Here is a 20,051-nt window from a genome sequence, read left to right on the forward strand (position 1 = left end):
ATACACTAGTTTAAAATTGAGAGACCTCAGCCAAATGACTACCAAAAGCCGATTGGATTACTTTTTAAAGCTTGGATTTTCGTTGCTTCTGTTTTTGTATGCAGCATATGCCCAGGCACAGCAAGACGCGCAATTCACCCAATACATGTACAATGGCATGTTCTACAATCCTGCAGTTGCAGGTAAGGAGGGTGGTTATCGTTTTTCGGCACTGCATAGGTCCCAATGGGCGAATTATACTACCAGCGCGGGTCAGGGGGGCGCGCCGACGACCCAGTTGATCACAGCGGAAGGAAGTCTAGATGCAAAATCAATAGGATATGGTCTTTCCATTGTCAATGACCAAATCGGAGCGACAGGCAATTTGGAGGTCAATCTGAAAGGAGCCTATCACAAAAAAATAAAGAGAGGTACCCTGAGTGTCGGTGGCTATGTAGGAATGTATTCCAGCTCACTGGATTACGGAGAGCTGGTTGTTGTAAATCCGGAGCCTAATTTGCCGCAATCGGGAAAAGAAAGTCAGATTGCGCTGGATTTTGGAGCGGGAATATTCTATGACAGGAGCAATTATTACGTAGGCATAAGTTCCAAACATTTGAATCAGCCTACTTTTGACTTTGGGGATGCCACCTATGCCAATCAACTGAAGAACCATTCCTATTTCTTGTTTGGCTATAGGGTACGTCCAATCGGACAATTGAGAATTGAGCCCAGTCTCCTTATAAAAACGGTTTCTTTCAATAATTTTTCCTACGATGTAAGCGTTATGGCAACACATCAAAATAAGATTAACGGAGGGATAGCTTACCGTGGTGAAGAGTCGCTTTCGTTGATAATTGGTTACAGCCTTTTGAGGGATAACTCCTTGAAATTGGGCTATGCATTTGATATTGTGACGGGTGGGTTGGAGGCGAAGTCGCCTACCAGCCATGAATTGATGCTGAGATATGCGCTTCCCACCTCAAGTAGGGTGGTAGAGCGGGTGATCCAAAGGACTCCGCGATTCCGATAATAATCCTTTGAACCAGACTGTCTAGCAAGCCGCGAGGCGCTTCCTTTGGTTTACAATCTGGGTTAAAATTGGCAGGTTATTTGCATTATTGGGCCTAATTCCTCTAAATTTCGGCGAATCAAGTAGGTTTAGATTAGGCAAAAAATTGATGATTTCAAAAACGCCATTTATGTATAGAAAAATGAAACTCCGCTTAATGCCTGTTACATTGGGCTTGGCCATAGCGACTCTTTTACCTGGTTGCGGGCTTTTTAATAAGAAGGGTTCGGCGAGTGATAAGGCCAACAGACGTGGCGAAGTGACCGGAGTTCCTAAGCGTGCAAGCTGGCAACAAAACCTACCTATTGATATGGTTCCTGTCAAAGCGGGGACATTCTGGATGGGACAGTCCGACGAAGATATTGCCTATACACAATCGGCGATGAACAAGCAGATCACGATATCTGAATTTTTTATGGACAAATACGAAGTGTCCAATAACAAATACAGACAGTTTTTGGAGGCGGTGAAAAATGGCGAACTGGCGACAGGTACTCCGACTACGCTAAAAGATCCTCCTACTTTGAACTATGATGAGCTGAGACCAGATACAACAGTATGGTCAACCAGTTTTTCCTACCACTATGGAGATCCTCTGATGGAGTTTTATTTTGACCACCCTGCATTCGACAACTATCCAGTCGTTGGCATTTCTTGGGATCAGGCACAGAAATATTGTGAGTGGAGGACCTATCACCTCAGAGCAAACGACGAATCTGATTTTGATGCACCTTCATTCAGGTTGCCATCAGAGGCGGAGTGGGAATACGCTGCCAAAGGAGGAAAGGATGTTGCCAAGTATCCTTGGGGCGGTCCGTACTTGAAAAACAAAAGAGGCTGCCTGATGGCGAACTTCAAGCCTGGTAGAGGAAACTACATAGACGACGGATTTGCATACACGGCACCGGTTGATGTCTTTGCACCAAACGGTTTTGGGCTCTACAACATGTCCGGAAACGTAGCGGAATGGGTATTGGATGCATATAAAGCCACATCCAGAGTGGATACTTGGGATTTGGATCCAGTGTATGACGATCCAAATGAGCCAAGAAAGATCGTAAGAGGAGGAAGCTGGAAGGATATCGCACATTATCTAGAGACATCCACCAGAACTTATGAATATCAGGATGTCACCCAAGCCCACATTGGATTCCGTGCGGCAATGACCTTTATGGGAAGATCAGGATCAATGGACGTGAAATCCAGCAAAAGGACAAAAAGATAACCCACCCAAAAACAACAAAACTCAACCTTAATACACAAATTCCAAATGGCTAGCAACAGCAATTCCTTTAAAGCTAAGTTTTACAGCAACATTATGCCAAAGATTTATGGTATTGGTGCTGCTGTCGTAATCCTCGGTGCAATGTTTAAAATCCTCGATTGGCAATTTGCCAACGTTATGATCGGGGTTGGTTTGACCACAGAGGCGATTATCTTTTTCCTTTCTTCATTTGAGCCGAGACAGGAAGAAATGGATTGGAGTAAAATTTACCCGGAGCTAGCCGACAATGCTCCTAAGAAATCCAAAGGTGATGATGTGTCCGCCAAATTGGATGAAATGCTTTCCAAGGCAAAGATTGGCCCTGAGTTGATCGACAGTTTGGGTAAAGGAATGCAAAATCTGGCCACTTCCGCCCAGAATATGGGCAACTTGTCTGATGCAGCCCTCGCAACTAACGAATACGCTACTAACGTAAAGTCTGCCGCAAAGACTCTAGTGGACATGAATGCATCTTATGGCAAAACTGCCGCCGCTCTGACTGAGATGTCAGCGGCTTCTCAAGATGCAAAAGCTTACCACACCCAAGTGGTGAATGTGACCAAGAACCTCACCGCTTTGAATGCTGTCTATGAGATGGAGCTTCAAGATGCCAACAGCCACGTGAAAACCCTCAACAAATTCTACAGCAACATGTCTGCAGCAATGCAGGGACTTTCCGAAGCAGGAAAGGAAACTGAAGCGTTTAAGAATGAATTGGCTAAGCTGAACCAAAACGTAAGCTCACTCAACAAAATCTATGGTGGAATGCTTTCCGCTATGAAAGGTTAATCTATCCTAATCATCTAAAGAACCGAAAGCTAGAAAGATGGCAGGAGCAAAAGAAACACCTAGACAGAGGATGATCGGGATGATGTATCTGGTATTGACGGCCCTTTTGGCCCTCCAGGTAAGTAATCAGATCCTCCAGAAGTTCGTCCTCATCAATGATGGGATGGAACGTACTTCAAGAAATTTTATCTCAAAGAACCAGTCCACCGTCAACTCGATAAAGGCAACCGTAGAGGAGCAGGGTAATAACCCTAGAGACGTGCCCAAAGTAGGTGCCTCGGAGCAGGTAAGAGCGGCAACGTCCGAAGTCTATACCTACCTCGAAGAGTTGAAGCAGGAATTGATTGAAACTTCAAATGCGAAGAACGATGAGGGGAATTTTGTCAACTCAGCGTTGAAGAACACGGAGATCACCGGTAACATGTTTGCCAATGCAGGCAAGGGCGAAGAATTAAAGGCGAAACTTAATGCCTATCCGGCGCAGATTTCCGAGATCCTGAACGGAGTTGGAATCACTGGCGTGACCTTCAAGCCTATCGCTTTGGACGCCAAAGACATTGAAATCTTTGCCAATGACCGAGATGTTAGAGGCAAGAGCTTTGTGAATTTGAACTTCGTAAAGTCTCCCGTAGGTGCGGTGATGACTTTGCTTACGCAGTTCCAAAACGAAGTATTGAACATCGAAAGTGAGTCACTCGCGCAGATTGCGAGCACTTTGGGATCATTCTACTTCAAGGCGGATATATTGGAAGGCAAGATTGCGGCAGTCTCCAACGTGGTGGCAGCGGGTACTAAATTCCAAGGCGATATGTTTATTGCGTCAGCGTCTTCGTCAGCTGCTCCTACCATGACTTTGGGTGGGCGATCAGTGCCAGTGGAGAATGGATTTGGTAAGGTTGAATTTACCGTTCCTCCTGCATCGAACTATGACGACAAAGGACTTTCACGACAGTTGCTTACTGGACAGATTGTGACCAATGTCGGAGGGGAAGACCAAGTGATCCCTGTGGAATATGAATACTTCGTTGCTCAGCCGGTGATTAAAGTTTCTTCTGAAGTGGTGCAGCAGCTTTACGCAGACTGTGCTAACGAGCTTTTGATCGAGGTTCCGGCGTTGGGAAACACTTATTCTCCTGAGTTTGCCATCAACAATGGTCAATCCATCAAAGGTAGCAAGCCAGGTCAAGTGACCATCATTCCTGGAGCTTCTGGCAAAGTGAATATCGGCGTAAGCAGCGGTGGAAATAAAATTGGCGATGTGGCGTTTGATATTAAGCCGGTTCCTGCTCCGACGATCAAAGTCGTAGGGGGTAATGGCAGCGAAATCGACATGAGCCAGGCGCAGGCACTTAATACCCTAAACAGTATGAAAGTGGTCGCCGTGCCAGAGCCGACTTTCGCACGTACCATGGCGAAGGATTCCAACTTTGAGGTAACCGGCGGTGAGCTAGTGTTGTTGAGAAGTGAGGTGCCTCGCCAGACTGTCCCAATCGGAGGAAGCATGCGTTCCCTCTTGGAAAGTGCCAGGCCGGGGGATGATATCGTGGTGAGAGTGACCCAAGTGACCAGAACCAACTTCAGAGGTAATAAAATCAACTCTGAATTGAGAGAAATCAAACGTATTGCAGTTAAATAAGCGATACGAGTAAATCAAAAATATTATGAAAAGATTTGTGCAACACATCTTCTTGGCTCTTTTGCTAGCCGCCGGACTGGTTCCGCTTAGCGGCAATGCGCAGGTGGCCACAAGTGTCAATCCTTCTGGTTATGGAGATCGACAATTTTCGATGGATACGGTCTATTCTGCGAAGAGGATCCGGGATGATGACAAGATGTATCAAATCTCTGTATGGAGAAGGATTGACTTGAGGGAAAAATACAATCTTTCGCTCTATGGCTCTGGTGACAATAAGGCTAACGGGATAGTAAACCATATCTATAAGGCCGTGGTAGATGAAAATGCCCTCGAGGTATTTGCGGATGCGGAATTCACTGAGCCGCTTTCAATCGCTGAGTTCCAAGACAACTTCTGGATTTCCGCCAATGGGGATTCGATTTTCTCCAAGCAGCTTTACTATCTGGATTTCAAAGAGGATTTTGTCTTTGACAGACATCACTCTGATATGGTGTTTGACATAAAGTACATCGAGTTGGTGATGCCTTCACAGACAAATGCAAATGCAGGTCAAAAATCCATCGCATTTATTCGCTACAAGGATTTTGTGAACTACTTCAAAAATCATCCGACTGCCAGATGGATCAACTTTCAGAATATATCAAAAAGTCTGACTTACGACGAAGCATTTGAGTCAAGGTTATTCAGATCTGTGGTTCGGAGGTTTACCAATCCGGATGATGCTCTGATTGCCGACTTGGTCTCCACAGATCACCCAAGTCCGGAGATGCAGGCCTATCTCGATGCGCTTGCCTTTGAATACAAGCTATTGGAATTTGAAAACTCCCTTTGGGAGTGGTAATAGGAAAGGGGCTTAGGCCCCTTTTTCTTTTTCCATCCATTCTAGTAAGGACTTTGCCCGGCTGTTACCCACTACTTCCGCCAGTTCGGCTTCGCTTGCTGTTTTGATTTTTTTGACAGACTTGAAGTGCTTCAGCAGTTTGTCCGCGGTGTTCTCCCCAATACCCGGAATCCCGGTAAGCTGGGTCCCAAAGGCATTTTTGCTTCGGACCTTTCGATGAAAAGTAATTGCGAAGCGGTGCGCCTCGTCTCTGATGCGTTGAAGAAGCTTGAGGCTTTCTGATTTTTTGTCGATGTGAATGGGGTAGGAATCTCCCGGAAAATAGATTTCTTCAAGCCGTTTTGCGATCCCGATGATTGGCATTTTGCCGTAGATTCCCAATTCCTGCAAAGCCTCAACGGCGGAGGAAAGCTGCCCCTTACCTCCGTCGATCACGACGAGTTTTGGAAAAGGCTTCTCCTCTTCCATCGATCTCTTGTAACGACGGGTGACGATTTCTTTCATGCTTGCAAAATCGTTTGGCCCTTCTACAGTCTTGATGTGGAAATGTCGATATTCTTTCACGGCAGGTTTCCCTCCCAAGAAGCAAACCATACTGGCAACCGGGCTAGTGCCTTGGATGTTAGAATTGTCGAAACATTCTATGTGGTCTGGTATCTCAGGAAGGCTTAGATCTTGCTGAAGCTGTCGAATGACGCGATCCTTTTTGTCCTTGTTGAGGCCTTGCAGCAGGGCTTTTTCTTTTTTGTAGTAGAGGGCGTTTTTTAGCGAGAGTTCTATGAGCTTCTTTTTGTCTCCGATTTTCGGAACGGTCAGGTTGAGTCCCTCAATGGGGTTTTCGAGTTCTATGTTAATCAACACCTCCTCTGCGTCTGTTTGAAATTGGTCTTGGAGGCGGACTAATGCAGTCAGTAGCAACTCGTCGTCGCTTTCGTCAAGGCGCTTTTTTAACTCCACGTTTTTTGAGGTGATCATCGCCCCATTTTTGACCCGCATGTAGTTGACGTAGGCGTATTTTTCATCTGATACCAGAGTACACACGTCAAGGTTTTGGATACTCGGACTGGTGATTAGGGACTTGGACTGGTATTTTTCGAGAAGGTCCAGTTTTTCCTTCATCTTTTGCGCCTTCTCAAACTCAAGATTTTCGGCATGGGCCTGCATTTCTTGTTTAAAATAGGTTTTTGCAATGCCTAGGTTTCCTTTGAGAATGTGCTTGGCTTGTTCCAAGTCCTTAAGGTAAGCCGATTCATTTTGGAGCCCGACACAAGGACCTTGACAGTTGCCGATGTGGTATTCCAAACAGACTTTGTATTTGCCTTCAGCGATCTTGTAGGGAGAAAGGTCAAGCTTGCAGGTGCGGATGGTAAAAAGTTCTCGGATCAAATCCAGGACATTGTTCATTGCCTTTACACTGGCAAATGGGCCAAAATAGGTTCCCCGCTTCGGGATTAGTTTTCTAGTCTGGAAGATGCGGGGAAAATTCTCTTTTGTAATCAGTAGGTAGGGGTAAGTTTTGTCGTCCCGTAGCAGGATGTTGTAGCGGGGTTGGACTTTCTTGATCAGGTTGTTTTCCAAAAGAAGCGCATCCAGTTCACTGTCCACCAAGGTGATTTCGATCCGCCGGATTTCTTTCACCATCCTACGTGTCTTGAGATTTACTCCTGTGTTTTTGTTGAAGTAGCTACTTACCCTTTTTTTCAGGCTTTTTGCTTTGCCTACATAGATCAACTCATTTTCTTCATTGAAATATTTATAGACTCCAGGATGGTCTGGGAGAAGAAGATGGTTTTCGGGTGAAAATGAAGACGACTGCATGGCTTAAAATTAAAAAAACAGCCCGTGAAACAGGCTGTTTTATGTGGAGATAACTTATTCTGGTTTTAGAAATCGTTCTTTTTGGCATCATAATCAAAGTCGGCGAACCGCTGGCTGTCTTGCTCATAGCGATCGCAGTCGATCTCTATGCTGAGCGGACGCTCCGGTCTTGGAAAAGGACCTTTGTTGTAGCCGAGGCTTTCGTCCGCATAGACTTTGGTCATATATTTCACCCAAATAGGCCTAGCGGTGCGTCCGCCTTGACCTGCCGCCCAGTTTCTAAAGTGGATGGCACGGTCGTCACCACCAACCCAAGTTCCTGAAACCAGGTCTTTGCTTACGCCCATGTACCAGCCGTCTGATGCATTCTGGGTAGTGCCGGTTTTACCCCCTAATTCGTTTCCTTCACGCAGGGCCCAAGGTACGCCTTGGCTAGTGCCGTCCTCTTCTTCAAATCCGCCACGAAGCATGTACAGCATGAGGTAGGCATGCTCCTCACTCATTGCGGGTTTCTTCCTTGGAGTAAATTGCTGAATCACGTTGCCGTTTTTATCTTCAATCCGGTCGATGTAGTAGGGCGTCGTGTGTTCTCCTTTGTTTACAAAAGTTCCAAATGCACCGGTCATTTCATAGACTGATACGTCGTTGACTCCCAGTGCCAGAGAGGGGACTTCCTCCAGATCGCTGGTGACTCCCATCCTTCTGGCCGTCTCTATGACGATCTTAGGACTCAGTTTTTTCATCATGTAAGCGGTGACAGAATTGACCGATTGAGCCATGGCCTTTCTGATAGTCATCTTTTCGTAGCTGAATTTACTATTGGAATTGGATGGGCTCCAAGCCGGCTGGCCCGGGATATATACTTCTACAGGCTGGTCGATCACCGAGTAGCATGGGCTGTAGCCGTTTTCAATAGCCGCCGCATACACGAAAGGTTTAAAGGTCGACCCTGGCTGGCGCTTGCCCTGTTTGACGTGGTCAAACTTGAAGTATTTATGGTCGATGCCGCCTACCCAGGCCTTGATGTGACCGGTGTGGGGATCCATGCTCATGAAGCCTGTCTGGAGGAATTTTTTGTAATATCTCATCGAGTCCATGGTGCTCATCAGCGTGTCGATTTCTCCTTCCCAAGAGAAGATCCGCATCTTCTTCTTTTCGTTTAGCTTGAGATTGATCGAGTCGGTGTCATCTCCATAGCGGACCTTAAGCAGTCTGTAGGCTTCGGTTCTTTTCACGGCCGTCTCGATAAAATTGGGAATTACCTGGTAATTTTCATCTATCCAAGGCTCTCTGTTGCCCATCTCTTTGAAGAAGGCCTTTTGCAGGTCGGTCATATGTTCCTCTACAGCCTCCTCTGCATAGCGTTGCATGCGGCTGTCAATGGTCACGTAGATTTTAAGTCCGTCACCAAAAAGGTCATAGGCTGAACCATCAGACTTTAGGTTTTCCTTTGTCCATTTGATCAGATCCGCTTTTACGATCTCGCGGAAGTAGGTAGCCAGACCGTGGTTTTGGTTTCTCACTCGGTAGTCCAGCTCGATCGGAAGCTGGGCAATGGAATCGAATTCAGACTCGGTTAACACGCCGTTCTTTTTCATTTGGGAAAGGACGGTGTTTCTTCTTCTTAGGGAATTTTCCGGATTGAAAACAGGGCTGTAGTAGGTAGGAGCTTTAAACAGACCTACCAAAACGGCGGATTCCTGTACACTCAACTCAGAAGGCAGCTTGTTGAAAAACGTCCCGGCGGCGGTCTTGATTCCGTAGGCATTTGAGCCAAACTCGGAAGTGTTCAGGTATAGCGTCAGAATCTCGTTTTTGGTGTAGGCCTTCTCCAGCTGGGTAGCTACTATCCATTCCTTGGTCTTGATAATGAGCATCCGCAACCCCGGAATAGAACTTAGTACACCCTGAGAAGCGTCTGTACGGGTTTTGAAGAGGTTTTTTGCTGTTTGCTGGCTGAGCGTCGAGCCACCGCCTGCATCCTGTCCAAGTAGGATGGATTTTACGAACACCCGCAGCATAGCCGTCATATCTATACCGGAGTGGTCTTGAAATCTGACGTCCTCTGTTGCGATGAGCGCCTGCACCAAGTTTGGTGATAGGTCTTCGTAGTTGACTGGACTTCGGTTTTCTCGGGCATAGGTACCCAAAAGGAAGCCGTCTGCTGAATACAGCTCGGAGGCGAGCTCGCTCTCTGGATTTTCCAGTGCTTTGAAATCCGGAAGAGAGCCGAACAAGCCCAGGAAATTGATGCTGACTATCCAGACAAAAAGGATGAAGAAAATCACCCCTCCGACAAATGCGATCCAGAGGTATTTTATCGTTTTACCGGCCCAATTGGGAATTGTGGCTTTGGCAGGTTTAGACATAGGAAGTTACTGATATAGGGTTCGGAAGAAGGTTCTGTATTCCTCCAGATTTTTGGATTTATTTAACGTTTGAAAGTTTTCGATAGAAATAAAGAAAGCGTTCGATTTTACATTTTCTGGCAGGCCCTCTGATGCGAATTCTTCGGAAAATTTTCGGTAATACTCATTTGCTTTTTCCGCGTTGGCGAACGGACTGATAATATAGATCGCATTTTCCGGACTCATATTCATGTTTCCGGTTCGTAGCCGGGCATTTGGATAGTTGGCAGCGTGGAAATTTTCCAAATCTCCCAGAAGGTTTTTTGCCTCATCCGTCTCAGAACGGGACAAGGCAATCACAAATATATGAGTTTGGGACTCGTTGAGTTTATAGGGAGAGTCCTCGGGGACTTGTCTTCCGGCATTCACGGCAGTAGAGTCTGCTTGGAGCTGCGTGGAATCCACCTCTATAATTTCTTTTGGCGCCAAGGCTGCCAACTCCTCTTTGCTCAACATCGGTCGGAGCATATTTCTTGCCAAACTAACCAGGGCAGGATCTTTGGTGTTGTCGATGTAAGATTCCAGCCTTGATTTGAATCTGTCACGACTTTCGAGCTTGCCTGTCACCATGATGTCCAGCAATAGTAATTTCTCCGTGTTTCTCGTCAATGGATATTCCTCCAGGGTTGATTTTACGAGTTGCCTGGACCTTTGGAAATCGCCCGCATAATATGCGTTATAAGCAGCTTCATAACCTTTGGAAGATTCCAACGCGGCAAGGTTGCCTGATGCGGCATCTGGGTTGTTGACGGAATAAGTGTATTGGGACTCTGGGAATTCCCGGTTGAGTCGCCCGGCATACTGCTCGAAATTTCCCCCTGAATCCTTTTGTCCTAAGTACAACAAGTAATATGCCTCCGGCTTGCGAACCGTATTTGGGTAGTTTTGGATGAGTGTTTCCAGATTTTCAATGCTGGGCTCAATCTCTTTGAGGTCAAAATAGAGAAGTTTTCCAAGCTCGAAATACGACTCCTCCAATTCTGAGTTGAGCTGGGCGATTTGCTCGGGAGTATTTGGGATTTTTTCCAAGAGACTTTCGAGGGTGGGTAGTCCGGCGAGAATTTGGTTTTCAGCAGGAGCCAACGAATCGGGTTTGGAGCTCGGTATCTGCTGTGTGGAGGTCTGAAAGATGGCCGCTCTTCTCCGCCAGTCGTCTTGCAAAGGTCTGTTTCCCCAGACGCGATTAAACTCAATCGCTCCCTGCTGCATGGCTACCCCATTGTCAAAGTAGAAACTTGCTCCTGGGTCCTTACCGCTAAAGGCCAGGAGGTTGTTGAAGATATTGGGGTTTTTGGGTTGCTCTTTTGCCCTAGCTTCAGCCAGAAGCCTCTCTTCTTCCGCCGCTATGAAGTTTTCCGCAAGGGCGATTTGTTCGTCTGTGCTCAGCGAAGCAATGACCGTGAGACTGTCGTTGAGTTGTATGCGTTCCACATGAAATACATACTGGTCCAATGTGGCTTTTTGTTCCTGAATTTCCAGCGCTACCGGATCCTCTTCTTTAATGAAGGTCAATGCACTATCCAGATAGTATTTGGTCGCTCGGAAATCCTTGAATTCATCCAAGTTGATTTCCGCCAACTTTTGGTAGATATAACCCTTCAGCCGCGGATTGGTCCCGGGTTCGCGAACTGCCTGGTGGAGTAGCTGCAAGGTCAAGGGAATATCGTCTTGTTTTTCTTCAAACAAGGCCCGCTCATAGATCACTACATCTTTGAGATCCTTGTTTTTTGGATCTTTATACAGATCATCGTAGTAGTTTCTGACCTTTTTGAGATCTTTCGAAGCATTCAATTCCGCTACCTGCTGGGCATAGAGTGTAGCGAAAAAGCTTCGTTCATAGGGAGGGTTTCCGTCGAGAGATTTGCGGTAGTAGTCGTATGCCAAGGCATCCAGTCCCTCTTTTTGATAGCGCTGGGCGAGGATGAAATGGATTCTTGATTCTTCCTTTTTGTCGGGAACGTAAGCGACTGCACGATCCAAAGCGCCGATGACCCCATTTTGGTCAGCGCGGGTCTCATAGTAGTAAGCGAGGGTTTTGAAAAGGGCGAATCGGTTTTCATCGCTGATTTCAGACTCCTTGGAGAGATAATCTATCGTGAAGTTTGCGTTTTCGTATTCGAGCTTGTCCACATACAGCCTTAGTAGACTGATGAGCGCTCGGTGTCGCAGGTCCTTGTCTTTGCTCCTGCTGTTGACATATTTGAAGGCGTTGAGGGCATCGTCCTGCTGTCCCTGGAGGTAGTCGATCTTGCCGATCAGATAGTAGCTGTCGTCGACCCATTTGGAGATCCGGTGCCAGTCAATGGCCTTGGACGAGAGCTCCCGGGCAGAATCGAGTTTTGCTTTGTTGTCTTTGATGGTCGCGGAGTCTATCGGGATAAAGACCGGCAAAACCTGTGTGTAGTCCTCCTTGTAGTTTGCGACGACCTGAGCCTCTACGTCCTTGATTTTGGTGTCGGAGAGGTAAAAGGCGTTGAAATGGGACGTAAGATTGTGAAATGTCCTGTTGGTAAAGGTGTTGCGCTCAGAGGAGCAAGCTCCAATCACTATCAAAACAACTACCGCAAGCCCGGAAAATCTTCTCATCGCTGTATACACCCAATTTCAGTACCAAAATAGCCTTTTTAGCTCACTTACCGAACGCTAAAAAATGTCAAATCATGTGTATGGGGAGTTTTGGAATGCGGATTGATACATATTTTGGATACTTTCACTAAAATGAACGAGAAGCCTGAAAAGAAAAAGAATGAAGAGACCGGCCCACCGGTTTATGCGAAGTACGTTGGAATATCATTTCAGCTCTTCGGCATCATAGGTGCAGGAACTTATATGGGTTATTGGCTACAGCAGCGGTCCGAGATGAAATTCCCGCTATGGATTCTTTTATTTTGCTTTTTCTCGGTATTCGTGGCCTTTTATCAGCTATGGCTTTCGATGAAGAGGGATAAATAATGGTCGCAAATAGCTAGCCGAAACTGTTGGATGTGTAGTCGTGACAGCGTCAGGTGCACACTTGCCGTTGGTTTTTCTGAATTTCGGTCAAATGCGGTATTTTTGGGAAAAATTCAAGCATGAGTCTTCCCAAGAACGTCCACATCCGCTTTTTGATCCTTACAGCAGCTTTGATCTTACTGATCTTCGTCCTTCAATTCCTGATACCGGTGATCGTCCATCCAAAGATCTGGGAAATCGTAGGCTTTATGGTAATTCTGTCATTCCTGATCAGCCTGCTCAACTCCTTTTTGCTCAAAAGCTTTGGCGAGAATTTTTTTCAAATCATGGTTTTGGCGATGATTCTGAGATTTATAGCATCACTCGTGTTCATTGGAATCCAAGTTTGGCCAGGGATGGAGAATATTATTCTGTTTATCGGGAATTTCTTTGTGGTTTTTTTGTTCTACTTAGTTTTTGATATCTACGCCTTTCTGTCTAACTTGCGGCCGATTTCGAAGTAGCCCTCAAAAATTAGAGTTGATGACGCGTAAACTACTGGCCCTAAGTCTTTTATTATCAGCATTTTTGCTGGGATTCACCAGCTCCACTTTCGCAGCTGAATCAGAAGAAGATAAGACGAGTTTCATCATGCATCACGTGGTTGATTCCCATGAGTGGCACTTTGCGACTTTTGGACATACCCATGTGACGCTTCCCCTTCCTGTAATCGTATATTCAGGCGACCGTGGACTGGAGTTTTTCATGTCTTCAGACTTTCAAAACCACGAAACTCATGCCTTTGGGAAAGAATTTGCCTATGAAGGGTACTTTATAGATGATCATGACCATCTGGGCCGAGTAGACGGCGGAAGTTTTACTGAGCTGTCCATCACCAAGAATGTGGTGATGATGTTTATCGTGATTTTCATCGTGGGGTATGTCTCTCTTTCTGCGGCAGCACACTACAAGAAAAACGGGGCGGTAGCTCCAAAGGGGGCTGCGGCGATCATCGAGCCGATCGTGATTTTCGTCAGAGATGAGATCGCTCACAAATCTATCGGGCCTAAGTACAAGAAGTACGTTCCTTATCTGATTACCCTTTTCCTTTTCATTTGGTTTGGTAACCTTCTTGGCCTTTTGCCAGGAGCTGCCAACATGACCGGCAATATTGCGGTGACTTTGACCTTGGCGGTGCTGACCTTTATCATCACCAATGTCAGTGGCAACAAGGATTATTGGAAGCACGTGTTTGCCACACCGGGGGTTCCGATCCCGATGTTGCTAATCATCGTGCCAGTAGAGATCATCGGTTTGTTCACCAAGCCCTTCGCGTTGATGGTCCGTCTCTTTGTTGCGATCACTGCGGGTCACATTGTGATTTTGGGTTTCATCGCCTTGGCCTTCATCTTTGAGTCTATGGCCATCGGTCTGGTGAGTACGGTGATGGTGACCTTTATCAATATCATCGAATTGCTCGTGGCCACGATTCAGGCTTATGTATTCACGCTGTTTACGGCGATGTACATAGGCGGTGCAGTGGCGGAACACGCGCATGACGATCACCATTAAGTAGAAATTTCTTTGTTCAATTTATAATTCTAAAACTATGTTAATGTCTATCTTATTGACTGCTGGTTACGCTCTTATGGGAGCTGGTATCGGTGCAGGTATTGTTGCGATTGGCGCAGGCCTTGGTATCGGTCGTATCGGTGGTCAGGCAATGGAATCTATTGCCCGTCAGCCAGAAGCTGCCGGAAAGATCCAGGGTGCAATGTTGATCATTGCTGCTTTGATCGAGGTAGTTTCCTTGTTCGCGGCAGTAATCTGTTTGTTGATCGCGCTTAACATCGCGGAGATCCAATAAGCAAAAACGGAAAGGGATTGGCGCTAGGCCTCTCCCTTTTCTTTGTTTTCTATTGAACAATCTGAAATAAATCACATCTATCCATGGATTTAATAACCCCAGGTTCCGGTCTTATTTTCTGGCAGCTATTTGGCTTCCTAGGTTTGCTTTTCATCCTGATCAAGTTCGCTTGGAAGCCCATGCTTGCGGCGTTGGAGGAAAGAGAGAGCAGTATCGAAAACGCGCTGAAATCGGCAGAGCAGGCCAGAAACGAAATGGCAAATCTGAAAGCAGACAATGAGAAGCTGCTTCAGGAAGCGCGCTTGGAGCGTGATACCATCTTGAAAAAAGCTCAGGAAGCTTCCGTAAAGATGATAGAAGATGCCAAAAACGAGGCTTCCAAAGTTGCGGCTCAGCAGATTGAGAATGCCAAGGCTGTGATCGAAACCGAGAAAAGAGCGGCGCTTACCGAAGTGAAAAACCAGGTAGCAATTCTTACGCTTGAAGTAACAGAGAAATTGCTGAGAAAGACTTTGTCGGACGAGAAAGCCCAAAAGGCGCTTGTTGATGAGTTTGTAAAAGATATCAAGCTTAACTAAGTCCTCATGTCAAACCAAAGAGTCGCATACGCTTATGCCAAATCTCTGATGGAACTTGCCATCGAACGAGGTGAATTGGAAAAAGTGTATCAGGATTTTCTTCACTTGGCCTCCATGGCCCGGTCAAACAGAGAGCTTGAGTTGGTGATGAAGAATCCCATCATCAGCTCAGAAAAGAAGTTGGCGATCTTGAAAGCACTTTATGAAAAGAGAGGTGCAACCGAGGCGACGCTTTCATTCTTTGAGATCATCTGCCGAAAGGGAAGAGAAGAAGTGTTGGCAGATATCGCCCGGGAATTCCAGGTGCTCTACCAAATCCACAATTCTATCCAGGTAGCGGAAGTAACTACCACTTTTCCGCTGGACGACACCCTTCGTGCCGAATTTTCCAAAATCATCCGAGAAATCTCCGGGATGAAGGAGGTAAAATTGACCGAGAAAGTCAATCCAGATCTAATTGGGGGATTTATCCTGCGGGTCAACGACCGACAGCTGGATGAGTCACTGAGCAGCAAATTGAGAGAGCTACGTGTTCAGTTTTCCCAAAACCATTACCAAAGTAAAATCTAATAAAAGCTATAATAGACGATAACATGGCAGAAGTAAGACCTGATGAAGTTTCGGCAATCCTGAGAGAACAGCTCGCGGGTGTCAGAACAGCAGCCGAACTTGAAGAAGTAGGCACAGTCCTCCAAGTAGGGGATGGTGTAGCTCGAATCTACGGACTTTCCAAAGCTCAGGCAGGTGAATTGCTGGAATTCGACAATGGGATGAAAGCAATGGTTCTAAACCTTGAAGAGGACAACGTAGGTGCCGTATTGTTTGGTGATTCGAAAGAAATCAAAGAAGGCGATACCGTAAAAAGAACCAAAAAAATCGCCGCGATCAATGTGGGTGAAGGCATGCTCGGCAGAGTGGTGGACACCCTGGGTAATCCGATTGACGGTAAGGGTCCTATCCCCGGAGACTTGTACGAGATGCCATTGGAGCGTAAAGCCCCTGGAGTAATCTACCGTCAGCCGGTAAATGAGCCACTTCAGACTGGTATCAAGTCTATCGATGCGATGATTCCGATTGGCCGTGGTCAGCGGGAATTGGTGATCGGTGACCGTCAGACAGGTAAGACTGCCGTGGTGATCGATACCATTATCAACCAAAAAGAGTTTTACGAAAAAGGCGAACCGGTATTCTGTATCTACGTTGCGATCGGCCAGAAAGCATCGACCGTTGCAGGGATCGTGGCAGCTTTGGATAAAGGTGGCGCACTCCCTTACACGGTCATCGTCGCAGCTCCTGCTTCTGATCCTGCTCCAATGCAGTTCTTCGCGCCATTTGCTGGTGCTGCAATCGGTGAATTTTTCCGTGACACCGGACGTCCTGCTTTGGTGGTTTATGATGACCTTTCCAAGCAAGCAGTAGCATATCGTGAGGTTTCTCTTTTGTTGAGAAGACCTCCGGGACGCGAAGCATACCCAGGTGACGTATTCTACCTACACTCCAGATTGTTGGAAAGAGCGGCTAAAATCAACAAGTCTGACGCCATTGCGCAGCAGATGAACGACTTGCCGGAGTCTATTCGTCCTTTGGTAAAAGGTGGAGGATCACTGACGGCTCTTCCGATCATCGAGACTCAAGCTGGTGACGTTTCTGCCTATATCCCGACTAACGTAATCTCCATTACCGACGGTCAGATCTTCTTGGAGACCAACCTGTTCAACTCCGGTATCCGCCCTGCGATCAACGTGGGTATCTCGGTATCCCGAGTAGGTGGTAACGCGCAGATCAAATCCATGAAAAAAGTAGCGGGTACATTGAAACTCGACCAGGCTCAGTTCCGTGAATTGGAGGCTTTTGCCAAATTCGGTTCCGACCTGGATGCCTCTACCAAGCGTACCATCGAGAGAGGTCGCCGCAACCAGGAAATCCTGAAGCAGCCTCAGTACGCGCCAGTTTCTGTAGCCCACCAAGTCGCGATCATCTATGCCTCTACAAGAGGTTTGATGGACAGCGTTCCTGTGGAGAAGGCAAGAGCATTCGAGAAAGAATTCTACACCTTGTTGGATTCTACCTACCCTGAAGCCTTGCAGCTGATCTTGAAAGGCGACATCGACGGAGCTGGAAAGATTCTGTCCACTGCAGCTGCCGAACTGGCCCCTAAATACGCTAAATAATTGAAAGACCCCGGTGAGGCTAGCCTCACCGGATTTCTATAAGTACAAATCACTGATGGCTAACCTTAAGGAAGTAAAGCAAAGAATCAACTCGGTAATCTCTACGCAGCAGATTACCAAGGCCATGAAAATGGTGTCCGCCGCCAAGCTGAGAAGAGCTCAGGACAAAATCATTCAGATGCGTCCTTTCTCTCAGAAGTTGACCGCTATTCTGAACAATGTCTCCGCATCCTCCGAGGCTAGCGCTGACTTGGTGTATGCTGAGAAGCGTGACGTGAAAAAAGTCCTGTTGGTACCGATCACCTCAGACAAAGGTCTTTGCGGAGCTTTCAACACCAATGTGATGAAGGCCACCAACCTCGCTATCAGAGAACAATTTGCGGGAGCGGAAATCTCGGTGATGCCGATTGGCAAGAAAGCTTTCGAATATTACAGAAAAAGCAAATACCCGCTGATTGACCAGTATGCCAACCTGTTTCATGATTTGTCCATCGAAAACATCCGCGTTGCGGCTAATCATGCAATGGACGCTTTTGCGGCAGGAGAATATGATCACGTTGTATTGGTATTTAACGAATTCAAAAACGTAGCTACCCAAATCATCCGTACCGAGCAGTTTTTGCCCATGGCACCGGTAGAGAATGAAGTAGCTACCATTGAGACAGACTACATATTGGAGCCGTCTCGGGAATTCATCATCGAGGAGCTGGTACCGAAGGCCCTGAGAGTGCAGTTTTACAAAGCGATATTGGAAAGCAATGCTTCCGAGCATGGTGCACGTATGACTGCAATGGACAAGGCAACCGAGAATGCCGGAGACCTGCTCAAGGAATTGAAACTGATGTATAACAGAACCCGTCAGGCAGCCATCACCAACGAGATCCTTGAGATTGTCGCTGGTGCCGAAGCCCTCGGAGGAAAGTAATCATACAATAGATCCCAAAGTAGGACCACAGCCCGCAAGGGTTGTGGTTTTTTTATGAATTCTATTTTTTATTAAAAATCGCTGTGAGGCTTGAAACAAAAAATCCTGCCTCTCAAGAAGCAGGATGTTCAGCGTTTAGTCTGGATCGAATTACAATCTTATCCCCCTCGCAATCACCTCAGCCATGATGGTGAGGCCTTCGGTATTGGGATGGACACCATCGGGTAGCAGCTCGGGTTTGTCCATCAGTGGCGTATAGAGGTCGATGACTTCGGCCCCGGATTTTTGGACGATCTCGAAGAGCATCAGCCGCTGCTCGTTGTTCATCACTTCTGGGTTTATCCCAAAGTTGACTCTTGTCACGGGAACCGGGAAAATCACATAGACTTTGCCGTCTTTGGGCATATTCTCGCGGAATTCTGCAATCATTTCCAAGTAGTCTTTCACGAATTCCTCCTTATGGGCCCAGTTCTGCGGTTTGGAGTCGTTGGTACCCAGCTTGATGAGGAGAACATCGGGCTGAAAGTCCTTTGCTTCTTGAAACTGAGGCTCATTCCAGTAGGGGAAGTCGCCTTTTTTCAGCAGGGTCCGACCGCTGACTCCGAAGTTTTTCACCGTATAAGCGTCCCCAAGAATGGTACCCACCTGCAAGGGGTAGCTATCTGGATTGTCCCTACCTGGACCTTGGGTGATGCTGTTGCCGACAAAGGCTACTTTGATGGGGCTTTGAGCAAAAGTGTGAAGAGAGACAAAAAGTGCGGAAATGAGGAGGGATAGTTTTTTCATAAATGTTTTTGGTCAAAGTCTGCTGTCAATGGAAGATAGGTTTTTGGAAATGTGGGTTTATTTTGCCCCAAAATATAAAATATTGCCTATAAACCTGACTTGGTCCGTGCACCGTCGACTGCGGACTTCTATTTTTATCCAATGAAGCTGCTGAAGGTTTTCTCCCGATACATTTCATGGTTATCAATTGACGTATCTATTGGCGCTATGGCGGGGATGCTCTTTTTTGAGCGGCTGCTTCTATCCAGCCTCCAGTGGCCTGTCTATCTCCTGCTCGCGATGGCGGTGTGGAGTATCTATACGCTGGACCATCTCATGGATGTTCGCCAGCAGAATCCGCCTCTCTCTCCCCGACGCGCTTTTCACCATTCGAACAGAAAGCCTTTAGCTTTCTTCCTTGGGCTTACCATAATGCTGGGCCTGGTCGGTGCATACCGGTGGTTTGGATGGGGAAGGGAACTTCAGCTTACGTTTGCATTGGGCGTTTTGATCGTTGGGAGCAAGCTTTTGGTAGGGAAGGGTGGCCCGGGTTGGATGAAAGAGCTGTCCATTGCGTTGTTTTATGTGCTTGGGATCGTCTGGCTTCCAGTACTTCGTGCCGAACACACAGATCTGGTGTGGCAGGCAATGCTCTTCCTACCGATATACATTGGAGTCGCATTTATGAATTTGTTGATGCTGTCTTTTTTGGACCAAGATGAGGACAGGATGGCGGGCTTTTTTTCTGCAGCTTCCACACTGTCCCCCACCTTGCTCATCCTTTGGATCCGAAGGCTGGCCTTTGCCCTGATCCTAGGCTGCCTTATGGCGTTCATTCTGCTTCCTTCTTTCTACCGTCCTTTTGCCTGTATTTTGCTGCTTATGGGGCTGTTCCATTACGTGGTCTTTTTCCATCCCAATCTTAGTCCAGAACAAAAAAGAGTTCAGATGGAAGCGAGCTTTACCCTTCCGCTGGTTCTGTTTTTACTATAATATCAATTTTTCGT

18 protein-coding genes are annotated in these 20,051 nt (G+C 46.8%); 14 read left to right on the forward strand and 4 right to left on the reverse strand.

Annotated features, from left to right (window positions below; translation table 11 throughout):
• Nucleotides 1–34: 34 nt before the first annotated feature.
• The 5 genes from J0A67_RS17720 to porN all read left to right on the forward strand — a co-directional run bounded on the left by J0A67_RS17720 (nucleotide 35) and on the right by porN (nucleotide 5,581).
• Nucleotides 35–1,012: a PorP/SprF family type IX secretion system membrane protein gene (locus tag J0A67_RS17720; protein ID WP_206570733.1), complete on the forward strand. Its 978-nt coding sequence runs from the start codon at nucleotides 35–37 to the stop codon at nucleotides 1,010–1,012.
• Between the two features lie 169 nt (nucleotides 1,013–1,181).
• Nucleotides 1,182–2,276, forward strand: a complete 1,095-nt coding sequence (gene porK / locus J0A67_RS17725) for a T9SS ring complex lipoprotein PorK/GldK (RefSeq protein ID WP_206570734.1) — start codon at nucleotides 1,182–1,184, stop codon at nucleotides 2,274–2,276.
• A 45-nt stretch (nucleotides 2,277–2,321) separates the two neighbouring features.
• Nucleotides 2,322–3,104: a type IX secretion system motor protein PorL/GldL gene (gene porL / locus J0A67_RS17730; RefSeq protein WP_206570735.1), complete on the forward strand. Its 783-nt coding sequence runs from the start codon at nucleotides 2,322–2,324 to the stop codon at nucleotides 3,102–3,104.
• A gap of 37 nt (nucleotides 3,105–3,141) precedes the next feature.
• Nucleotides 3,142–4,740: a type IX secretion system motor protein PorM/GldM gene (gene porM / locus J0A67_RS17735; protein WP_206570736.1), complete on the forward strand. Its 1,599-nt coding sequence runs from the start codon at nucleotides 3,142–3,144 to the stop codon at nucleotides 4,738–4,740.
• A gap of 25 nt (nucleotides 4,741–4,765) precedes the next feature.
• On the forward strand, nucleotides 4,766–5,581 hold the full coding sequence (porN, locus tag J0A67_RS17740; protein ID WP_206570737.1) for a type IX secretion system ring subunit PorN/GldN: 816 nt from the start codon (nucleotides 4,766–4,768) through the stop codon (nucleotides 5,579–5,581).
• Between the two features lie 12 nt (nucleotides 5,582–5,593).
• On the opposite strand, the gene uvrC is transcribed toward porN, so the two are convergent.
• The 3 genes from uvrC to porW form a co-directional block, all read right to left on the reverse strand.
• The gene (gene uvrC / locus J0A67_RS17745; RefSeq protein WP_206570738.1) at nucleotides 5,594–7,399 is read right to left on the reverse strand and encodes an excinuclease ABC subunit UvrC; all 1,806 of its coding nucleotides are present in this window, start codon (nucleotides 7,397–7,399) and stop codon (nucleotides 5,594–5,596) included.
• Nucleotides 7,400–7,464: 65 nt separating this feature from the next.
• Nucleotides 7,465–9,768: a penicillin-binding protein 1A gene (locus tag J0A67_RS17750; protein WP_206570739.1), complete on the reverse strand. Its 2,304-nt coding sequence runs from the start codon at nucleotides 9,766–9,768 to the stop codon at nucleotides 7,465–7,467.
• 6 nt (nucleotides 9,769–9,774) lie between these two features.
• Entirely contained in the window at nucleotides 9,775–12,393 is a 2,619-nt protein-coding gene (gene porW, locus J0A67_RS17755) for a type IX secretion system periplasmic lipoprotein PorW/SprE (protein ID WP_206570740.1), read from the reverse strand.
• A gap of 132 nt (nucleotides 12,394–12,525) precedes the next feature.
• Here porW and J0A67_RS17760 point away from each other — a divergent pair, with 132 nt between their 5' ends.
• From J0A67_RS17760 to atpG, 8 genes are all read left to right on the forward strand, one after another.
• Nucleotides 12,526–12,759 carry an AtpZ/AtpI family protein gene (locus tag J0A67_RS17760; protein WP_206570741.1) on the forward strand — a complete coding sequence of 78 codons (234 nt, stop codon included), beginning with the start codon at nucleotides 12,526–12,528 and terminating at the stop codon, nucleotides 12,757–12,759.
• Nucleotides 12,760–12,878: 119 nt separating this feature from the next.
• Nucleotides 12,879–13,262 carry a hypothetical protein gene (locus tag J0A67_RS17765; RefSeq protein WP_206570742.1) on the forward strand — a complete coding sequence of 128 codons (384 nt, stop codon included), beginning with the start codon at nucleotides 12,879–12,881 and terminating at the stop codon, nucleotides 13,260–13,262.
• 19 nt (nucleotides 13,263–13,281) lie between these two features.
• Nucleotides 13,282–14,310 (forward strand): F0F1 ATP synthase subunit A, encoded by a 1,029-nt coding sequence (gene atpB / locus J0A67_RS17770; protein WP_206570743.1) that lies wholly within the window; start codon nucleotides 13,282–13,284, stop codon nucleotides 14,308–14,310.
• Nucleotides 14,311–14,347: 37 nt separating this feature from the next.
• On the forward strand, nucleotides 14,348–14,605 hold the full coding sequence (gene atpE, locus J0A67_RS17775; RefSeq protein WP_206570744.1) for an ATP synthase F0 subunit C: 258 nt from the start codon (nucleotides 14,348–14,350) through the stop codon (nucleotides 14,603–14,605).
• Between the two features lie 83 nt (nucleotides 14,606–14,688).
• A complete protein-coding gene (locus J0A67_RS17780; protein WP_206570745.1) occupies nucleotides 14,689–15,183 on the forward strand; it encodes a F0F1 ATP synthase subunit B in 495 nt (164 codons plus the stop codon).
• Nucleotides 15,184–15,189: 6 nt separating this feature from the next.
• Nucleotides 15,190–15,753: an ATP synthase F1 subunit delta gene (gene atpH / locus J0A67_RS17785; protein WP_206570746.1), complete on the forward strand. Its 564-nt coding sequence runs from the start codon at nucleotides 15,190–15,192 to the stop codon at nucleotides 15,751–15,753.
• 23 nt (nucleotides 15,754–15,776) lie between these two features.
• Nucleotides 15,777–17,354 carry a F0F1 ATP synthase subunit alpha gene (gene atpA / locus J0A67_RS17790; RefSeq protein ID WP_206570747.1) on the forward strand — a complete coding sequence of 526 codons (1,578 nt, stop codon included), beginning with the start codon at nucleotides 15,777–15,779 and terminating at the stop codon, nucleotides 17,352–17,354.
• Between the two features lie 55 nt (nucleotides 17,355–17,409).
• On the forward strand, nucleotides 17,410–18,279 hold the full coding sequence (gene atpG / locus J0A67_RS17795; RefSeq protein ID WP_206570748.1) for an ATP synthase F1 subunit gamma: 870 nt from the start codon (nucleotides 17,410–17,412) through the stop codon (nucleotides 18,277–18,279).
• A gap of 150 nt (nucleotides 18,280–18,429) precedes the next feature.
• Here the strand turns inward: atpG and J0A67_RS17800 are convergent, their stop codons facing one another.
• On the reverse strand, nucleotides 18,430–19,065 hold the full coding sequence (locus J0A67_RS17800; RefSeq protein WP_206570749.1) for a GDSL-type esterase/lipase family protein: 636 nt from the start codon (nucleotides 19,063–19,065) through the stop codon (nucleotides 18,430–18,432).
• Between the two features lie 141 nt (nucleotides 19,066–19,206).
• Between J0A67_RS17800 and J0A67_RS17805 the strand changes: the two genes are divergently transcribed.
• Nucleotides 19,207–20,037 carry a UbiA prenyltransferase family protein gene (locus J0A67_RS17805; RefSeq protein WP_206570750.1) on the forward strand — a complete coding sequence of 277 codons (831 nt, stop codon included), beginning with the start codon at nucleotides 19,207–19,209 and terminating at the stop codon, nucleotides 20,035–20,037.
• Nucleotides 20,038–20,051 lie beyond the last annotated feature (14 nt).

Source organism: Algoriphagus aestuariicola (assembly GCF_017254835.1).
Lineage (GTDB): Bacteria > Bacteroidota > Bacteroidia > Cytophagales > Cyclobacteriaceae > Algoriphagus > Algoriphagus aestuariicola.